Below are 16690 nucleotides of genomic sequence, written 5' to 3'. Positions count from 1 at the left end.
TCACCGTCTATCTTGTAGTATCTCAAAAAATGGGCCATCAGGTGCTCACCCACTGGGTTTGAAATGTATAGCCCTCCTAGTATGAGAATATGTCATCAATCGAACTAACAGACAGCCAGAAGAAGGTCCTCCAGACACTGGTCGATCTCTACCGCGAGAGTGAAACCGCGATCAAAGGTGAATCTGTCGCGGAGATGATCGATCGCAAGCCCGGCACGATTCGCAATCAGATGCAGAGCCTCAAAGCACTTCAGCTCGTCAAGGGCGTTTCGGGCCCCAAAGGAGGATATAAACCGACCGCGAACGCCTACAACGCGCTCGACATCCAGGAGATGGACGAACCCGCATCCGTCCCGCTGACCCTCAATGACGAGCGTATTGAGGCCGTGAACGTCCAGGAAATCGATTTCCTCAGCGTGCATCACCCTGAGAAGTGTCGCGCGGAGATTCACATTCAAGGGTCGACGGAGGACTTTCAAGACGGTGATACTGTTACCGTAGGACCGACCCCGAAATCGCGTCTCGCCATTACTGGACGGATCGATGGTATCGTCGATACTGACAACATCCTGGTGCTTGACACCGAGAGCATGGATGCACCTGTCGACAACTGATATCTCAATTGTAGTCGAGAACCCTCAGCATTCACGCCTGGGAAGCTGTCACTGTCATTCTCCATTTGATAGTGAATCCGGGTCAAATAACTCCAGCGCTGTCTGAACGTCAGATCGGTCCTCGGACCGAGCGTTTCGAAGTGATTGCGTCGGCGGAGCCACTAACTCAGTAATGAGCGTGTCCGCCATGTCGGCGATGATCTCGCGCTGCATTTCAGTGAGGTCTCCCTGATTTCCCAGCTTCGTGAAAGCTGTCTCGAGTTCCCGCTGCTTGATCCGTTCTGCGTGAGCGTGAATGTGCTCGATAGCTCGCTCTCGTGAAGGACCTGGATCCACTGGTCGTCCTGATGTGTGATTCCGACGGCTGTGAACACTGTTCTCGGTACTTTGGGTCATCGATGAGTAGTCTCTCAGGCGGTGAATCGCTGTTCGGGAAGCGCTCCATCGTATTCATCCGGCGTGTACGCACAGAGCGGATCACTTGCCAGTGGGTCATCAGTGTATGCGTACGCCCGCGAACGGCTCCCGCCGCAAACGTGCTGGTACTCACACGCGCCGCACTTGCCGTGGAAGGCGTCCGAGTCTCGAAGCGTTTGGAATAGCTCCGATTCTCGGTACACGTCGACGATACTCTCGTGTTTGACGTTCCCGGCTGTTTCGGGCAGGAAACCCGAGGGATACACTCCGCCAGTATGGTTGATGAACGCGAACCCGTTCCCGGCGGTGATTCCGAGCCGCCGGCCGATGCCGTCCTCCGCTGGCTTACGGGTAGCGTGGTCGGCACGGCCCCGTTCGATCGCAACACGTCGATAGTGAGGTGCCTCGGTCGTCTTGATCCCGAACGATGCCTCATCGCTGACGGTACACAGCCATTCCAAGACTCGTTCTGCACGGTCGGGTGAAATCGGATCGAGGACTCGCCCGCGGCCGATCGGGACGAGGAAAAACACCGACCAGAGCACAGCACCGAGATCCGCAACGAGATCTCTAATAGCAGGAAGTTCGTCGACAGTCTCTGCGCAAACGGTCGTGTTGATCTGTATCGGTAGTCCGGCAGTTCGGGCATCACATGCTGCTTGCAGGGTTTGGTCGAAACTGCCCCGTTCCTGACGGAACTCGTCGTGTGTCGTGGCCGACCCGCCATCGATACTCAGTGCCATGCGGCGAAGGCCGGCATCGGCCAACGTCTGGATCCGATCGGCGGTGAGCGACGTCGTTCCACTCGGCGTGAGCGTCATCCGAAGCCCGTTGTCCGTTCCGTAGTCGACGAGTTCGATGGTGTCATCGCGGGCGAGCGGATCACCCCCGGACAACACGACGAGTTGTCCGTCGCCGAAGGTGCGTACATCATCCAGCAGCTGCTTGCCCTCTGCTGTCGTGAGTTCGTCCGGATGTCGCTGCGGGTGTGCGTCTGCTCGACAGTGTTTGCAGGCGAGGTCACACGCCTGCGTTACCTCCCAGATGAGAACGAACGGTCGTTGGGTGGTATCGATCTCCCGTGGATTCCTCGGCATCGATTAGACGTGGACGCGGGTGACGTGGCCACCGCAGCCACACTGTTCGATGTAGCTCCACTCGATATCGCCGCCGTACTCGTCGGCGAGCGCTTCGAAGAGGTACTCTCGTGGATGGCCGTGATTCCCGTGCGTGACGAGATTCACGTGGTTGCCTGATTTCGTGTGATCGATCGCGTCGGTAGCCTGCTTGATAACCAGCGCTCTATCATCTTCGTGACGAGGTTTTTCGAGGTTCGCCGACCACGAATTGTCATGCATACGATCGGTAATCGGTTCGGCATCGTTGTGGGAGACGCTCGCCATATTCGGTCTTCGGCTCGTGGGCTGGAAAGCAAACCCCCGAACGTGTTCGGGGATGGTGGAGCAGAATGGAATCAGATTCTCTTTGACGATTCGATACTGACGAGTGGACTCTGAACATCTTCGGGGAAGTATTCGTGAGAGTGTGGCCCATCAGTGAAACCATGCCCGCTGTCGAAGAGTACGTGATGGACACTGAAGCGCCATCAGACCGAGCGCGAGAGACCATGGACGCCCGCGAGCTCCCGCCGCCACAACCGCTCCAGAACACCCTCGAACGCCTCGTTGAGCTGGATGATGAAACCGTGTTGGTGCAATTGAACGACCGTGCTCCACAACACCTGTATCCGAAACTCACCGATCGTGGATACGAGTACGAAACGATCGAGACGGAACTCGGTGTCGTTACTGTCATCTGGAACCCGGATCCGCAGCGCGATTGAGACTGCTCAAATCTCAAATCTCGTTGGAGACACGAAAACAGACTGGTCCGGCAAGCCGATCACTTCTTTGGAAGGGTGGCAACGAACTCGTTCTCACCGCGTTCTTCGACCTCGTACCCTTCCGCGTCGAATTCAGGGACTTCAGCCTGCATCTCGTAGAACAGCGGTTTCGGGTCGTGATCATTGATCAACGTCAGTGTTTCGCCACTATCTAGGTCCGCGAACGCGTCGTGGATTTTCGGATGGCGCTCCGGTGCCGGGATATCGCGGAGATCAAGCGTCTGTTCTGACATCTACCTGTTTGTACTCTCTCGGGAACCCAAGGGGTTTCCCCGAAGATGTTCGGTCAGTCGTGGGTGATCGACACGCGCCACTCGTCGTCTCCAGTATGTGTCGTCTCGTAGACGAAGCCACGTTGTTCGAGAACGGTGTAGAGCGGTTCAGGCTCGAAGCTATTGATGAGAACGAGCGTCTCTTCCTCATCGAGCTCTTTGAGTGCTGCCATGATGTCAGTAAACGGTTCGCCGTCAATCGTTCGGACGTCGAGCTCTTGATTTCCGTCGATGGTCGGTTCGATACTCATGCATGGTCCTTCATGAGCGACACAAATGGCCGTTCCGCCGATGATGTTCGTCTCCTAGAGTCCCTCATCTCGTGACCGAACATGTTCGGGAACACTGATTGGGAATCAGGCCGAATATATTCGTACGAACACCGATGCCACGAGCCAACCTCACGCTCACGATCCCTGAGAGCGTCTGGATCGGAGAGGTCTCACGCGCACACCCGGAAGCAACGTTCCGCATCCTTGCGGCCCTCGCGGACGATGACGCTGGCGTTGGTCTCGCCGAAGTCACGAGCCAGAATCTCTCTTCGATCCTCTCTGAGATCAATGCGAGTGACTCGATCGTCGAGCTCGACATCCTCCGCCAACATGGTGATGAGGCGCTGATTCAGTTCGAGACGACGATGCCGCTGTTGCTGTTCCCAGTCCAAGACTCGGGCGTCCCGCTCGAAATGCCGTTCACCATCGAAGAGGGAGAGGCCAACTGGGAGATTACCGCACCGCAGCGGCGTCTCTCCGAGCTCGGCAATCAGTTCGAACAGTTCGGGATCCCGTTCACGGTCAATGAAATCCACCAGCATATCGAACCAACGCAACTCCTCACCGACAGCCAACTCGAACTCGTTCGGACAGCCATCGAGCAGGGGTACTACGATACGCCGCGACGTTGCTCGCTGACCGACCTCGCCGCCGAATCCGATGTGGCGAAATCAACGTGTAGTGAAACCCTCCACCGGGCCGAAGAGAAGATCATGAAACGATTCGTCGAGGACCTTTCCGAAGCAACGTCGACGGAACGAACATGAAATGTCGTGGCCGGGCTATCGTCAATAGCGGTGGCCAACGGTCGGCGTGAGAGTACACTTGCGGCACTGTGGAGAGAATGACCACATTCAAGCCCTACATGACCGATCACACAATCGAGCACGACGCGGCTTCCACCCAGGATCAAGGAATGGTACGTGATCCGTTCGCTGCTGACCATCCGCAGCTTCAAGACGTGCTCGATGCCCTCGATGATCCCGAATGCCGAACTATCATCAAACACATGGAGAAACCGATGACTGCAAAAGAGGTCTCGAACAGGTGTGACATTCCGCTCTCGACCACCTACCGAAAGCTCGAGCTTCTCGTCGAGGCTTCATTGATCGAAGAGCAAACAGAAGTCAGAGTTAGTGGTCGACATACAGCACGATACGTACTGGATTTCGAGGAAGTAAACGTCGCCCTCGACGAGGATCGTTCGTTGGAGGTTGCGATCGAGCATCCCGAACGCACGCCGGATCAACAGCTCTCCGAACTTTGGGCGGAGGTGAGAAAGAAATGACAGCACTCGTTGCGACTGCAGTGACCGTCCTCAAGGTGCTGAGCCTCTCGCTCGGCGGGCTGATAACGTACTTTTCGTACAAGGCATATCGGAGAACCGGATCGCCCGCTCTTCGTGCACTCACGCTCGGGTTCGCGGTAATAACGCTCGGTGCGTTCGTGGCCGGTATTGTTGACCAAATCGTGCCGGTCGATCAGAGCCATGCACTCCTCGTCGAGAGTGCGTTCACCACGGGAGGATTTGCTATTATCCTGTACTCTCTCTACGTCGACTGAGGTCGAAATCGTTGTCGCAAGCTCACTTCACCACGATGCCGCCTTTCATTCCCATCGCTCTGTGCGGCGTGCAGTAGTACTTGTAGGTGCCCGTGTCATCGAAGGTGTGTTCGAATGTGGCTCCCTCCGTGCTCTGCAGTTCACTCTCGAAGCTACTGTTCTGTGCCACCACGTCGTGATTCCCACCCTTCCCGGTCCATTTCCAGAGTACCGTCGTTCCTGTACTGATTTCGATCGCCGGTGGAGCGAAGGCATACGCGCCATTGTTCCCCTGTGCACCCACCGAAACGGTGACCTCACTCGCCCCGGTCTTGTCCGCGACGCTGCTGTAGTTTCCAGTATCGCTGAGCCAGGCATCGAACGTACTTGTGCCACTACTGTTCGCTTCAGTTCCAGACGAAGGTGAGTTTGCCGTATCAGCAGGACCCTCCTCACCTGTTTCGGATGAATTGCCAGTACAACCAGCCAACACTGTTCCTCCAACGATGATCGTTGGCGTTGCTCTCAGAAACGTCCGCCGGCTAACACTGGACAGGTGCGACATTGGGACTCTCCGGTAGTGCTATAGGGATCAGTGCTCTAATTCATAGTCTCAGGGCGCGTATAGGCGGTTATGACGAAGCGGGGAAAGAAACTGGTCGGTGTCAACGAGAAGCAGTTGCGTGAGCAACTGCGCACGGAACGGGACCCGAAAGCAATCAAACGCTTGGTTGCAGCTCTCGAATACAAATCCGGCCTCTCACCCGCCAAGATCCAGCACAAGTACGGCTGGCACGAACAGACCGTCTACGATTGGCTCGACATCGTCGCCGAGCGCGAAGGAGTCGCGCTCGGCGACCGCCCTCGTGGCGGCAGTTCTTCCCGACTTACCGACGAGCAGTGGGACGAACTGACGGTGACGCTTCGGGCGTCACCGTTGGAAGCAGGAGTCGACGCACCAGCCTGGAGACCGCCGCTCGTCCGCAAATACATCGCCGAGAACTACGACGTTGAGTACTCTACCGCGCATATGTATCGCATGATGGGAAAGGCCGGGCTGTCAGTTCAGACAGCCCGGCCGGTCCATTACGAGGCTGATCCAGAAGTACAACGACGCTGGCGTGCGGAGTTCAAAAAAAGTGGCCGACGCTGAAGGCTGAGGGCTACCGGATCGTCGCGATCGACCAGCACTCCGAGGCGGTCGCCACTAACCAAAAACCCGATTGGTTCCCGGTGAACTCACGCCCGAGACTGCCGGTCTCGGGCGTTCGTGACAAGATGAATATGTTGGGAGCAGTCACCGACGATGGCGAGCGATTCATCGCTCTCACACCGAATCAGTTCAACGCCGAGGTCGCCAAACACTTTCTCCGAGCGGTCCAGCACGAGTTTGGCGAGAAGCTCGCGATCGTCCTGGACAACGCGAGCTACTTCATCGCGAAGACGTTGAAGAAGCAGGCCGCCGCCGACGGCCTGCTTCTGGAGTTCCTGCCGTCGCATTCGCCGGAACTGAACCCGCTCGAAAACTGTTGGCGTCAGCTCAGAGACGGTCGAGCCAACCGACTGTTTCTGACACTCGATGAGGTCAACGAGTTCCTCTCAACAGCTCTGCCAACACTCAACTCACCGCAAATCTATGAGTATCTCTGCTAATCCCTATATCAGTGGAAGCTACAAGGAACCGTTCTCGATTCCGAGTTACTGGGAATTGCCGAATATATTCGTCAGGTTTCAATGGCTGAGAATCGGCCACGACATATAATGAGGTAGTCAGCGAACTCTCAGTGAACTATGGAAGTCACTCGAAAGACGCTGGCAAAGCTCCTCGTAGTGGCCTTCGTCTTCAACCTGATCGTCATGGGTGCAGGGGCGTATCTCACCTACCAACAGTCACCCGACCGCCCCGAGCGGATCGTCGGTCCGAACAGTGACACGCTCACGACAAACGAACAGATCGTGAGCGGCAAGGCCGTCTTCCAGCAGAACGGTCTCATGAATCACGGGTCGATACTGGGCAACGGCGCGTACTTTGGAGCCGACTACACCGCTGATGCGCTCGACCGACTCGTGACAAACATGCGCGAGTATGTCGCCCGCGAGCGCTACGGGACTCCCTACGCGAATCTCGATGAGGCACAGAAAGCGGGCGTGAAGACGGTCGTCGAGCGGCAACTCAGCGACAACACCATCGACGACACCATCGAACTCGGTGCGGCTGAGGCATACGCCTACCAACAAGTCCGCGAGGCATACGTCGAGCGTTATTACGGCGGTGCGCCCGAACACGGTATTCCGTCGGGGTTCGTCTCGTCGCCGGAGGATGCACGCCGATTCGCGGATTTCGCCCTCTGGACGTCGCTGTTCTCCGCGAGCGAGCGTCCCGGTTCCGAGAATTCCTACACCAACGAGTGGCCGTTCAACGCCGGTGCGGGTAACGATGCCCCCGCCTCGGCGATGCTCTGGAGCGTATTTGCGATGGTGATACTCGTCCTCGGCGGCGGGGCGGGCATCTGGCTCTACAAGTCCATCCAACTCTCCGAACCGGAAAGCGAGGGTATCGATATTCCCGACCCCGAGGAGGTCACGCTCTCGCCAAGTCAGTTCGCCGCCGTCCGGTTCGTCCCGGTCGCGGCCGCCCTGTTTCTCGTCCAAACGCTGCTGGGCGGGCTGATGGCCCATTACTACATCGAACGCGAGGGATTCTACGGCATCGCGCAAGCGCTCGGCATCGACGCGATGGCGACGCTCCCGTTCGCCATCACAAAGGCGTGGCACATCGATCTCGCGGTGCTGTGGATCGCGACGCTCTGGCTCGGTATCGGACTGTTCCTCCCGCCGCTGCTCACCGGCTACGAGCCCGATAACCAGAAGACGCTCATCCACGTCCTGCTGGGCGCGCTGTTTGTCGTGGTTGTTGGGGGATTGGTCGGCATCTGGCTCGGCGCACAGGGCTACATCGACGGCTCGCTCTGGTGGCTCCTCGGCAACGAGGGACTCGAATATCTCGAAGTCGGTCGGGTCTGGCAGGTTGGTCTCCTCGTGGGCTTTGCGCTCTGGACCGCCCTCGTCGCCCGTGGATTTAAACCGCTTCTCGACCGGGAGAGTCGCTACGGACTCGCCCACATGATCATCTACGCCGGCGGGTCGATTGGGCTGTTGTTCACCGCGAGTATGCTGTACACGCCGAAGACGAGCATCGTCGTGACGGAGTTCTGGCGGTGGTGGGTCGTCCACATGTGGGTTGAGGGGGCCTTCGAATTCTTCGTCGTCGCCGTCACGGGCATCGCCCTTGTCGCGATGAACCTTCTCTCACGCCGGAGCGCGGAGAAAGCCGTCATCCTCGAAGCACTGCTGGTGATGGGAGCGGGCGTCATCGGCGTCTCGCACCACTACTGGTGGATCGGGCTGCCCGAATACTGGGTCCCCATCGGGAGCCTCTTCTCGACGCTGGAGTTCATTCCACTGGTGTTCATCCTTTTCGAAGCTATCAACCAGTATCGCGCGTACATGAGCGCCGGCGAGCGGTTCCCGTACAAACTGCCGTTCATGTTCATCATCGCGTCGGGGATATGGAACTTCGTCGGTGCGGGTGCGCTCGGCTTCTTCATCAACCTCCCGATAATCAACTACTACGAACACGGGACGTTCCTGACGGTGGGCCACGCCCACGCCTCGATGTTCGGGGCTTTTGGCTTCCTCGCGCTCGGGATGGCGACGTATCTGCTGCGCTTTACCACCAAACCCGGCGCGTGGGACCCGACGAATCTGAAACGCGCGTTCTGGTTGCTGAATGCCGGTCTCGCGTGGATGGTATTTGTCGGCGACATCCCGATCGGCTTTCTTCAGCTGGAGACCGTTTTCACGCAGGGGTACGACGCCGGCCGCTCGCTCGCGTTCTACAACCGCGGTCTCGTCCAGGACCTGTTCTGGGCGCGGCTTCCCGGTGATATCCTCATCATCCTCGGTGCCGCGGTATTCGGTTACGATGTGGTGAGAAAACGATTCGTTCGCCGCGAAGAGACGGCAACCACGTCTGGCGGGACGATCATCTCACGGCGCGTGCTCGGTGAGGAGGCAGACAGCGGACGGAGCCCCGACGACGACTGAGCACCGTCTCATTCGTTGGCATCGCGAGAGGATCGAACGTCAGAAGTCGACTGCTAAACGTCCGTTCGAGAGGGTGAGTGCTGATAGTCGAAACAAATCCGAATTGATCAGGCCGGTTCCTCACCGCTCCACGGCCCGGTTGCCGTTTCGTTGTGAAGCTTGATGCCACGGTGAAGGATCCCGCCGAGAACGGTAGCACCACCACCCGCTACCACGAGCCCCTTCGGTCCGAGTCCGGGTACGACGCCTCGTCCGACGACGACGGCACCGCGCATGCCACGGTCACTATGTGAAACGCACTCGTATTTACTGAGGCCATCGCCACCGAACTTCGTCGCGAACTGATGACCCGCCTTTGCTACCTTCTCACTCTGGTATCGCCCGTTCGTGTCGACAACATCGTGCGGGCCAGTATCCGTTACCCACTCCCAGATGACGGTCGTCCCGGGATCGACGTGAATCGCGGGTGGGTCGAACGCATACGGACCACCGTTGCCCTCTGCACCGAGTTTCACTGTCACTACATCGTTTCCAGTCCGATCGATCACTCCCCCGTAGTTGCCCGTGTTCGAGAGCCAGCCATCGAATGATCGGGACGAATCGCTGGCTCCGGTTGCGGAGGCATTGGCTGCGCCGCCGTCGCTGTCAGCTCCAGCACCGCCGCTAAGTGACGCGGTTGCGTCACCGACGACGACAGCTCCTTTCATCCCCATCGCCTTGTGCGGCGCACAGTAGTACCGGTACACCCCAGAACTATCGAACATGTGTTCGAACGTGGCTCCCTGACTGCTCTGCATCTCGCTCTCGAAGCCGCCCTCCTGTGCCACGACGTTGTGACTCCCGCCCTTTCCGTTCCACTTCCAGACGACAGTCGCTCCGGCGTCAACCCGCAACGCAGCGGGACCGAACCCGAAATTACCGCCGTTCCCTTTCGCACCGACGGTGATTTCGACTGTCGACTGCCCGCGACGATCGACGATCTCGTTCGCGTTCGAGACGTTCTCGAACCAAGACCCGAGGCCACCCTCCTGTGCAGCAGCTGGTTCGGCGAGCGCCCCGACACCGATGGCCGTCCCAGCGAGCGCGCCGAGAAACGTCCGCCGACTCGTAGTTGTAGTAGTTGTCATCGTTCTCTCCAGAGATCAGTACTGCGGCCCCTCCTCGTCCTTCCCCTTGGCTTTGTTCGGCGCAGGATCGAAGACTTCCGGGCGCTCGGGCCCGGTCACGTCGATCTCGGCGAGGAGTCCTCGCCGCGTCACCCGCGTGAGCGCGTGATCGACGAGCTTGATACGCGAGGGAACTGGCAAGTCCATCTCGCCGACCATGCAGCTTCCGGGTGGCACTTTCATCGTCTGGACGTACTTCTCGGGGTGGCCGGCGAGCGCACCGTCGCGCCACGCCCGCGTCCAGACGTTACCGATCGGATGGAAGTTCGAGGAGACGTTCGGGCCACCCGTCACCAGGAACACCCGCGCAGTCTCACCGGTTTCGGCTTTCATCGTGCCGTATCGATCGGGCGTGAATGGGTACTTCTCACCATTGAATAGCACGTACGTCGGTGCTTCCTTCGCCATCGCGTCCGCGTCGAAGCTGTGGTGGCCCTGCTCGCCGACCGGCTTGTTCGTGTAGAGTTCGTGTTGGCCGAGGTAGAACTCGCGATCGACCGGGGGTAGCCCCTCTTTGGGCTCGACGAGCACCATGCCGAACATGCCCGTCGAGATATGCTGGTCCATGTTCGGGACCGCGCAGTGGTAGATGTATGCACCCGGATACGTGGCCTCGAATCGCATGCTGTTGGCTTTCCCTGGGCCAGCAGTCGTGGCGACGCTCCCGCCCCCGGTACCGTAGATGGAGTGCATATCGACGTTGTGCTGGCGCTTGTTCTCGGGGACGTTCTCCATCGTGAACGACACGGTGTCGCCTTGCCGAAGGCGGATCATCGGCCCTGGAACCTGCCCATCGAAAGTCATGAAGTTGAACGTCACGCCCTCTTCGATTTCGGCGGTAACCTCCTTGGCTTCCAGCGTGATGTCGTGGTGTTTCGATTCGTTCCGGTCGATTGGGTCGGGAACGTCAGTGGGATCAGCTGCTACTCGGTCCGCAGCTTTCTTCTGAGCCCGTTGGAGCGTCGTCGAGGGCTGGCCGACCGCTTCGGTTTCGAGGCCAGTCGTACAGCCGGCGACGGAGGCCGCACCCCCGATGCCGAGCGCTCCCATCAGCCGTCGTCGTGAGATCGGGAACATGGTTGGTTCCTCCTTACAGGTGCTACTTCTGCTTCTGTCACCATCAACCGGGAAGGCGATTCTCACGCGGCTGAAACGCCCCCATATATGTTCCTGTTCGGGTTTAAGAGACGATAGAAACAGGATGCCGACGAGACATCGACGGTAGAGTGAATGGTTCGGAGAAGGGGTGAAGGTGGCTTGAAACAAAACGAGGTACCCCATCTTATCGCGTCCAAAATGGATGACCACTCTGCCTACAACGATGCTTGCAAGGGCAGAGCGAGCACTCTACCGGGATGGCCGTTCGCGCTGAGCGAGGAATTATCACCTATGTGGCGGTTTGTAGAAATCCAAACGCCGAACCTCTGGATTTCAGGGTGAAGGTAGCTGATGTGGGTGTACTCGAGATTAGAGAGCTAAGGACGAGTAACGTCGGTAGAACGTCGCGTTCGTTAGTCGTCCATCGCGGGTTCCGCGTTTGCATTGGCATCGATGCTGTCAGACTGAGACGTGAGATCGGTATTCCTCCAACTTCCCCGGCGGAACCAGAAATACGAGATCAGTCCACCGACAACGTTCGAAATCGGGAACGCCAGCCAGAGGCCAGTCACACCGAGAACGCCTGCCCCGAGCCACGCGATCGGCAGGCGAACCAGCCCGAGTGTGCCAACGGCGATGACGGCCGCGATCATCGTCATGCCGGCTCCACGGAACCCGCCGGTGTATGCGCGCATGATCCCGATGAACCCGAACGTCGGTGCGGAATACCGGAGGAACGTTGCACCGACATCGACGACCGCGGGATCGGTGGTGAACACCGATACGATCGGTGCCGCGCCGAGCCAGACTATCGCGCCGATGACCGACAGCACGACGAACAACACCACCGCACCGAAGTGGTTGGTCCGTCCAGCCCGATCGACCTCGTCCGCTCCGATATTTTGGCCGGTCATCGTCTCGACGCCCTGTGAGAACGCGATCGCCGGGAGGAACACGACCGAGAAGATCCGGGTCCCGATCCCGTAGGCGGCGACGACCGTGGTGGGGAACGTAGCGATCACGACCAACAGCAGGTTGATCGAGATCGAACGAACCGTCCCTTCGACGGAGGCTGGTAACCCGATCGAGAGCATCCGTCGGGCGTAGCTCAGGTCCGGCACCATCTGTCGGAGATTGATCTGCACGCCACGCTCACCCCGGAACATGATCCAGAGCGCGACCACGAACGCGAGTGCTCGCGAGGCGATCGTGGCGATTGCCGCACCCTCGATCCCGCTGCCCGCGAAACCGGTCGCTGCGTACAGCGAGGATTCGAGGCCGCGAAGTCCGAGATAGCCGAATAGCGGGTTCGACTCGAAGCCGAAGATCAACAGCGGATCGAGCACGATGTTGATCACGACCGACCCGAACATCACGAGCATCGGCGTGATCGTATCGCCGTAGCCACGCATCAACGCGATGAACATCGCAAAGCCGAAGACGAACACCAGTCCGATCGAGAACACGCGCATGTAGCCCGCTGCGAGCGGCGCGATCGCTTCGCTCGCGCCCAGCAACTGGATGAGCCAATCGACAGCGAAGTATCCGATCACACCGAGCACCAACGAGGCGATGACCGAGAACGTGACCGTCTGTGAGGCGGCGTACTCTGCGCGGTCTTCCTCGCCCGCACCGACGTGTTGGGCGACGAGGACGCTACCTGCGACCGAGAGCCCGAGCGCGAGCGAGATCAGCAGAAACACCATCGGGAACGCGAAGCTGATCGCCGCCAGTGCGTCCGTGCTGTACTGGCCGAGCCAGAACGTGTCCGCGAGATTATAAGCGGTCTGGAACAAGTTCGTGATCACGATCGGCAGCGAGAGATACAACAACGGCCGACCGATCCCACCCGAGGTAAGATCGAACTCCTCGCGTGATTTGAACAGCCCACTCAGTGCATTCCGCAGGCTCATCTAGCAGCGACCTCCGGGGACTCCTCGGCCAGAAGTGTCGTATCGATATACCCGAGCAGGAAATCCCGCGTTTCCTCGATCGGGTGATTGATAGCGACGTGACGTGTTTCCGCCCCGTTGATCGTCGTCACGAAGAACTCCCCGACCCGCTCGGCGTCGATATCCGAACGGACGGTTCCGTTCTCGATCCCCTCAATCAGTAGCTCGTGAACGAACGCGTAGCTTCGCCGATCGAACTCCGCGAGACGCTCGTGATATGCGTCGTCATAGGGTGCTTGGGCTTTGATTTCGAGGAGTGCGGTCTGAAATCGCTGGTGTTGCTGTTCGTCGTGGGGCGTCAAGCGCTCGTGAATGTAGGTCCGGAGCCGCGTCACCGGATCGTCACCTTCGATGGTCTCGAGGTTTTCGACGAACTCTTCGTGGATGAACTCCAGAAACGCAAGCAGCAGTTCGTGTTTAGTGTCGTAGTGGTAGTGCAGTGCAGCCTTGGTTTTGGTGGTTTCGTCGGCGATGTCCTGCATTCGTAGCGAGGCGTAGCCATGCTCGCAGAGTGCACGGTATGTCGCCTCCATGATTTCTGTTTCCGTCTCATTCATTGTGATAACACATTCTGATTAGTTAGTCAGTATGCCTGTTAACTGATTAGTTAGTTAAAGCCTTTCGACTCAACGTCGCAGCTGAGATCGGGATGCCGGGAGTATCACTACTGAATTGGCGTAGCCGACTACTGCTAATCAGTCGTCACCAGGGATGGCTCTAGAAGAGACCGTGGAGCTTTCACCGAACAACGTCGCGGCGACGAGTACGCCGACGAAGACCACCAGGCCGACGCAGGCGAGGTACTCGACGGTGAAGCCCACCACCTCAGCGAGCGGCAGCGCAACCAGCGGGCCGACACTGGAGCCGAGATCGCCGAAAACGTTGTAGACACCACCGAGTTTGCCCGTGTCGTTGTCAGGACTAATATCGCCCAGATACGCGAGCAACGGCGGGTTCGACCCTCCAACGCCGACGCCGATGAGCGCGACGCCGGCAAGTGTGCTTGCCAAGGTGGGCACGAGCGCGAGCAGCGCGAATCCGCATCCGAACACCGCGAGCGCGGGCAGCGTCAAGAGCGCACGATTCGAGAGGCGATCCGAAATTGAACCCACGATTACCGTTGTCAGGCTCGAACAGAGCACACCAAGGGCCATCACGATCCCGCTCGCGCCCACTCCCGATAAGAAGGCGATTTCGATGCCGTTCTGCTGGGCGTAGAGTACCACCGTCGAGAGGAGGACACCCGCGAACAGCAACCGTACGGTGAAGTTGACCGCGCCGACCGTGAAGATGCGAACGTCGGCCCGGATCATTCTCGGAAGGTCGGTCAGCCCGCTCCGAGAACCGGTGGTGGGCTGGATGTTCGGTAGCACGGCGAACGCGACGAGGAAGGCGAACAGGCCCGCAGCGCCGGCGGCGAGGAAGGCCGGCGTGTAACCGAACGTGTCGGTGATAAGGCCGCCCACGACCAGTCCTGTCGGGAAGCCGAGACTCTGGCCGCCCCGCATGTAGCCGACCCACTTGCCACGGTTTTCGGTGGTCGTGACCCGTGTGATGGTGCTGAACGCGCCCACGAACACGAACGCGGAGCCGAAGCCCCACACCGCCCGTGAGAGCAAGAACACACCGCCAGCGTCGAGCACTGGGACAAGTCCCGAATGGATGCCGAGCACGTAGCCAAACGGCGCACACCCTTGGAGCAGAAAGCCCACGAGCATCGGTCGGCGGGTGCCGAGTCGATCAAGGATCTGGCCCGCGGGGGTGTTCATCACGAGCCGGACGATCCGGTTGGCCGAGAGGATCAATCCGACCAAGATCGGCGCGATACCCAGTACTTCGCCGAGCGCGGGCAGCGTCGGGAAGGCAACCCCGCCACCGATACCACCGAAGAACACACCTGCAATGAGCGCCCCTGCGACGTACCGTGTCGAGCGATCCGTACCACGGTCCGGATCGTCGCTGGTTTCGCCCTCGCTCATTCGACGAGCCCGTCCGCCCCGTCACGAACCAGTACGGCGTCGAAATACGTTACGAGGGCCTCATGCGTCTCTTTGGTGACGGCTGGGTCATCGAGTACGATCCGGTTAGTGCGCGCGCCCTGGATTGTCGATAGTACGAGCGTTGCCAGTCGTTCGGGATCGGCGTCTCGAAAGATGCCCTGATCGATTCCGTCGGCGATGGTCCCCGCGACCGTCTCGTGGACGAATCCGTAGTTTTCGGCGAACTGCTCCCGGTAGGCTGGCGTGTAGGGTGCCTGGGCGCGGACCGCCAGCATCGCGGTCTGGAACTCCCAGTAGCTCGATTCGTTGTCGGCGTCTCGTCCGAACAGTAGACGGTCCACGATCGTGAGCAGTCGCTTTCGGGGGTCCTCGTGGTGATCGACGTCGGCGTGGGCGGCGAATCGATCGAGCAGGTACTCCAGGAATGCGGCGAGTAGGTCGTCTTTCGTGTCGTAGTGGTAGTGTAACACCGCCTTGGTCTTGTCAAACTCGTCGGCGATGGCCTGAGTCGTCAGGTTCGCGTAGCCGTGCTTACATAGCGCCCGGTAGGTTGCAGCCATGATCGCCTCCTGGGTCTCGGAGCGGTCGGCGGGCGCAGTGTCGCTCATGCTAACTGGTTAGTTAGCGCGGCGGTAAAGGGTTTGGAGCCGTGGGTGGTGTGTGAGATAGCGTCGGTCTGCCTCGGCGGCAGTGTTGAACCGAGTAACGACCGACTAAGAATATCGTCAGACACCTCATTTGTCTTTCAGCACGGCACTCACACTGCTCGATTTCACGGATAGAGCGGAGAATTGGTAGAGGTTTATTGAAAGAGGAACACCAAAAATCAGCGCGGTGCCCTGTAGTCCAGCCTCGCAGAAACCGTGACAGCTTTCGCAATCAGCGACATATTATCTATTGCTAGCCATGAGCCAAAGCGACAGTGACGACGAACAAAGCGGATTGTCAGGGAAGCTACGGGCGGTCCAACCTACTGCTGGGATGCATTCAAATAACCAGATGAATATTGTCGGAATATTGATTGCCACTGGATTGCTTGTTTTCTTCCTGCCCTTGTTGCCGATACTCGTCGTTGGATGGGTGCTACTGAAGATATTCGGCCGCTAGGCAAACGGCCATACGTTCTACTTTCAGCAGAGTAGTGGGATCTTCTCGCTTCTTTTCATTCAGTCGCCGAATCAGCAGATGGCGATCCGATCACGAGCCGCGATCAATTCCCGAACAGGGTCAGTAGTGGTCAGCAAGACTATTACCACACTCAGCTTTGCACGTTCAGAGATACCACCCTTTTGAACCGTCTGAGCCGTTCGAGTGAAGGAAGAGATGCTCGATCTCTTCCATCAATTC

21 protein-coding genes are annotated in these 16690 nt (G+C 58.8%); 9 read left to right on the top strand and 12 right to left on the bottom strand.

Annotated elements, in window-relative coordinates; translation table 11 throughout:
* The first annotated feature begins 89 nt into the window (after nucleotides 1–89).
* Nucleotides 90–614 (top strand): Rrf2 family transcriptional regulator, encoded by a 525-nt coding sequence (locus C450_RS18565; protein WP_005046184.1) that lies wholly within the window; start codon nucleotides 90–92, stop codon nucleotides 612–614.
* 54 nt (nucleotides 615–668) lie between these two features.
* Here the strand turns inward: C450_RS18565 and C450_RS18560 are convergent, their stop codons facing one another.
* Genes C450_RS18560 through C450_RS18550 form a run of 3 tightly spaced genes read right to left on the bottom strand, consistent with a single transcriptional unit; the run spans nucleotide 669 to nucleotide 2434 of the window.
* On the bottom strand, nucleotides 669–1010 hold the full coding sequence (locus C450_RS18560; RefSeq protein WP_049910435.1) for a glutamyl-tRNA reductase: 342 nt from the start codon (nucleotides 1008–1010) through the stop codon (nucleotides 669–671).
* A gap of 14 nt (nucleotides 1011–1024) precedes the next feature.
* Nucleotides 1025–2128, bottom strand: coding sequence for a TIGR04053 family radical SAM/SPASM domain-containing protein (locus tag C450_RS18555; protein WP_005046178.1), 1104 nt, complete (start codon nucleotides 2126–2128; stop codon nucleotides 1025–1027).
* Nucleotides 2129–2131: 3 nt separating this feature from the next.
* The gene (locus C450_RS18550) at nucleotides 2132–2434 is read right to left on the bottom strand and encodes a CGCGG family putative rSAM-modified RiPP protein (RefSeq protein ID WP_005046177.1); all 303 of its coding nucleotides are present in this window, start codon (nucleotides 2432–2434) and stop codon (nucleotides 2132–2134) included.
* Nucleotides 2435–2595: 161 nt separating this feature from the next.
* Here C450_RS18550 and C450_RS18545 point away from each other — a divergent pair, with 161 nt between their 5' ends.
* Nucleotides 2596–2874: a DUF2249 domain-containing protein gene (locus C450_RS18545; protein ID WP_005046175.1), complete on the top strand. Its 279-nt coding sequence runs from the start codon at nucleotides 2596–2598 to the stop codon at nucleotides 2872–2874.
* Nucleotides 2875–2933: 59 nt separating this feature from the next.
* Here C450_RS18545 and C450_RS18540 read toward each other — a convergent pair whose 3' ends face one another.
* Both C450_RS18540 and C450_RS18535 read right to left on the bottom strand, forming a co-directional pair.
* The gene (locus C450_RS18540) at nucleotides 2934–3167 is read right to left on the bottom strand and encodes a DUF2249 domain-containing protein (protein WP_005046173.1); all 234 of its coding nucleotides are present in this window, start codon (nucleotides 3165–3167) and stop codon (nucleotides 2934–2936) included.
* A 53-nt stretch (nucleotides 3168–3220) separates the two neighbouring features.
* Nucleotides 3221–3457, bottom strand: coding sequence for a DUF2249 domain-containing protein (locus tag C450_RS18535; protein WP_005046172.1), 237 nt, complete (start codon nucleotides 3455–3457; stop codon nucleotides 3221–3223).
* A 134-nt stretch (nucleotides 3458–3591) separates the two neighbouring features.
* Here C450_RS18535 and C450_RS18530 point away from each other — a divergent pair, with 134 nt between their 5' ends.
* The 3 genes from C450_RS18530 to C450_RS18520 all read left to right on the top strand — a co-directional run bounded on the left by C450_RS18530 (nucleotide 3592) and on the right by C450_RS18520 (nucleotide 5041).
* A complete protein-coding gene (locus C450_RS18530; RefSeq protein ID WP_005046170.1) occupies nucleotides 3592–4245 on the top strand; it encodes a helix-turn-helix domain-containing protein in 654 nt (217 codons plus the stop codon).
* A 149-nt stretch (nucleotides 4246–4394) separates the two neighbouring features.
* Nucleotides 4395–4766, top strand: coding sequence for a winged helix-turn-helix domain-containing protein (locus C450_RS18525; RefSeq protein WP_005046168.1), 372 nt, complete (start codon nucleotides 4395–4397; stop codon nucleotides 4764–4766).
* A complete protein-coding gene (locus C450_RS18520; RefSeq protein ID WP_005046166.1) occupies nucleotides 4763–5041 on the top strand; it encodes a DUF7521 family protein in 279 nt (92 codons plus the stop codon). Before C450_RS18525 ends, C450_RS18520 begins: the two co-directional genes overlap by 4 nt.
* A 22-nt stretch (nucleotides 5042–5063) precedes the next feature.
* Here the strand turns inward: C450_RS18520 and C450_RS23045 are convergent, their stop codons facing one another.
* A complete protein-coding gene (locus C450_RS23045; protein ID WP_394324919.1) occupies nucleotides 5064–5513 on the bottom strand; it encodes a halocyanin domain-containing protein in 450 nt (149 codons plus the stop codon).
* A 141-nt stretch (nucleotides 5514–5654) separates the two neighbouring features.
* On the opposite strand from C450_RS23045, the gene C450_RS18510 reads away from it, so the two are divergent.
* From C450_RS18510 to C450_RS18500, 3 genes are all read left to right on the top strand, one after another.
* Nucleotides 5655–6173 (top strand): winged helix-turn-helix domain-containing protein, encoded by a 519-nt coding sequence (locus tag C450_RS18510; protein ID WP_005046162.1) that lies wholly within the window; start codon nucleotides 5655–5657, stop codon nucleotides 6171–6173.
* Entirely contained in the window at nucleotides 6137–6673 is a 537-nt protein-coding gene (locus tag C450_RS18505) for an IS630 family transposase (protein ID WP_152424536.1), read from the top strand. The genes C450_RS18510 and C450_RS18505 overlap by 37 nt, the downstream gene beginning before the upstream one ends.
* Nucleotides 6674–6811: 138 nt before the next feature.
* A complete protein-coding gene (locus C450_RS18500; RefSeq protein WP_005046157.1) occupies nucleotides 6812–9127 on the top strand; it encodes a nitric-oxide reductase large subunit in 2316 nt (771 codons plus the stop codon).
* 107 nt (nucleotides 9128–9234) lie between these two features.
* Here the strand turns inward: C450_RS18500 and C450_RS18495 are convergent, their stop codons facing one another.
* The 6 genes from C450_RS18495 to C450_RS18470 all read right to left on the bottom strand — a co-directional run bounded on the left by C450_RS18495 (nucleotide 9235) and on the right by C450_RS18470 (nucleotide 15951).
* Nucleotides 9235–10254, bottom strand: a complete 1020-nt coding sequence (locus C450_RS18495; RefSeq protein ID WP_005046156.1) for a halocyanin domain-containing protein — start codon at nucleotides 10252–10254, stop codon at nucleotides 9235–9237.
* Nucleotides 10255–10269: 15 nt separating this feature from the next.
* Nucleotides 10270–11370 (bottom strand): copper-containing nitrite reductase, encoded by a 1101-nt coding sequence (gene nirK / locus C450_RS18490; protein WP_005046154.1) that lies wholly within the window; start codon nucleotides 11368–11370, stop codon nucleotides 10270–10272.
* A 434-nt stretch (nucleotides 11371–11804) separates the two neighbouring features.
* Nucleotides 11805–13304, bottom strand: a complete 1500-nt coding sequence (locus C450_RS18485) for an MATE family efflux transporter (RefSeq protein ID WP_005046153.1) — start codon at nucleotides 13302–13304, stop codon at nucleotides 11805–11807.
* Complete coding sequence (locus C450_RS18480) at nucleotides 13301–13900, bottom strand: TetR/AcrR family transcriptional regulator (protein ID WP_152424535.1); 600 nt, start codon at nucleotides 13898–13900, stop codon at nucleotides 13301–13303. The genes C450_RS18485 and C450_RS18480 overlap by 4 nt, the downstream gene beginning before the upstream one ends.
* A 138-nt stretch (nucleotides 13901–14038) precedes the next feature.
* Nucleotides 14039–15322: an MFS transporter gene (locus tag C450_RS18475; protein WP_005046148.1), complete on the bottom strand. Its 1284-nt coding sequence runs from the start codon at nucleotides 15320–15322 to the stop codon at nucleotides 14039–14041.
* Nucleotides 15319–15951 carry a TetR/AcrR family transcriptional regulator gene (locus tag C450_RS18470; RefSeq protein WP_005046147.1) on the bottom strand — a complete coding sequence of 211 codons (633 nt, stop codon included), beginning with the start codon at nucleotides 15949–15951 and terminating at the stop codon, nucleotides 15319–15321. The genes C450_RS18475 and C450_RS18470 overlap by 4 nt, the downstream gene beginning before the upstream one ends.
* A gap of 298 nt (nucleotides 15952–16249) precedes the next feature.
* On the opposite strand from C450_RS18470, the gene C450_RS23740 reads away from it, so the two are divergent.
* On the top strand, nucleotides 16250–16450 hold the full coding sequence (locus tag C450_RS23740) for a DUF7535 family protein (protein WP_440717439.1): 201 nt from the start codon (nucleotides 16250–16252) through the stop codon (nucleotides 16448–16450).
* Nucleotides 16451–16690: the final 240 nt, after the last annotated feature.

The organism is Halococcus salifodinae DSM 8989 (assembly GCF_000336935.1).
GTDB classification, from domain to species: domain Archaea; phylum Halobacteriota; class Halobacteria; order Halobacteriales; family Halococcaceae; genus Halococcus; species Halococcus salifodinae.
The sequence above is the reverse complement of the archived record's forward strand: the minus strand, read 5'-3'. Positions and strand labels throughout refer to the sequence as shown.

Coding starts and splice junctions, on each gene's coding strand:
- C450_RS18565 (WP_005046184.1), top strand. CDS start 90: ATGTCATCAATCGAACTAACAGACAGCCAGAAGAAGGTCCTCCAGACA.
- C450_RS18555 (WP_005046178.1), bottom strand. CDS start 2,128: ATGCCGAGGAATCCACGGGAGATCGATACCACCCAACGACCGTTCGTT.
- C450_RS23740 (WP_440717439.1), top strand. CDS start 16,250: ATGAGCCAAAGCGACAGTGACGACGAACAAAGCGGATTGTCAGGGAAG.
- C450_RS18545 (WP_005046175.1), top strand. CDS start 2,596: ATGCCCGCTGTCGAAGAGTACGTGATGGACACTGAAGCGCCATCAGAC.
- C450_RS18560 (WP_049910435.1), bottom strand. CDS start 1,010: ATGACCCAAAGTACCGAGAACAGTGTTCACAGCCGTCGGAATCACACA.
- C450_RS18470 (WP_005046147.1), bottom strand. CDS start 15,951: ATGAGCGACACTGCGCCCGCCGACCGCTCCGAGACCCAGGAGGCGATC.
- C450_RS18525 (WP_005046168.1), top strand. CDS start 4,395: ATGGTACGTGATCCGTTCGCTGCTGACCATCCGCAGCTTCAAGACGTG.
- C450_RS18530 (WP_005046170.1), top strand. CDS start 3,592: ATGCCACGAGCCAACCTCACGCTCACGATCCCTGAGAGCGTCTGGATC.
- C450_RS18550 (WP_005046177.1), bottom strand. CDS start 2,434: ATGGCGAGCGTCTCCCACAACGATGCCGAACCGATTACCGATCGTATG.
- C450_RS18480 (WP_152424535.1), bottom strand. CDS start 13,900: ATGAATGAGACGGAAACAGAAATCATGGAGGCGACATACCGTGCACTC.
- C450_RS18520 (WP_005046166.1), top strand. CDS start 4,763: ATGACAGCACTCGTTGCGACTGCAGTGACCGTCCTCAAGGTGCTGAGC.
- C450_RS18475 (WP_005046148.1), bottom strand. CDS start 15,322: ATGAGCGAGGGCGAAACCAGCGACGATCCGGACCGTGGTACGGATCGC.
- C450_RS18540 (WP_005046173.1), bottom strand. CDS start 3,167: ATGTCAGAACAGACGCTTGATCTCCGCGATATCCCGGCACCGGAGCGC.
- nirK (WP_005046154.1), bottom strand. CDS start 11,370: ATGTTCCCGATCTCACGACGACGGCTGATGGGAGCGCTCGGCATCGGG.
- C450_RS18500 (WP_005046157.1), top strand. CDS start 6,812: ATGGAAGTCACTCGAAAGACGCTGGCAAAGCTCCTCGTAGTGGCCTTC.
- C450_RS18495 (WP_005046156.1), bottom strand. CDS start 10,254: ATGACAACTACTACAACTACGAGTCGGCGGACGTTTCTCGGCGCGCTC.
- C450_RS18510 (WP_005046162.1), top strand. CDS start 5,655: ATGACGAAGCGGGGAAAGAAACTGGTCGGTGTCAACGAGAAGCAGTTG.
- C450_RS18535 (WP_005046172.1), bottom strand. CDS start 3,457: ATGAGTATCGAACCGACCATCGACGGAAATCAAGAGCTCGACGTCCGA.
- C450_RS18485 (WP_005046153.1), bottom strand. CDS start 13,304: ATGAGCCTGCGGAATGCACTGAGTGGGCTGTTCAAATCACGCGAGGAG.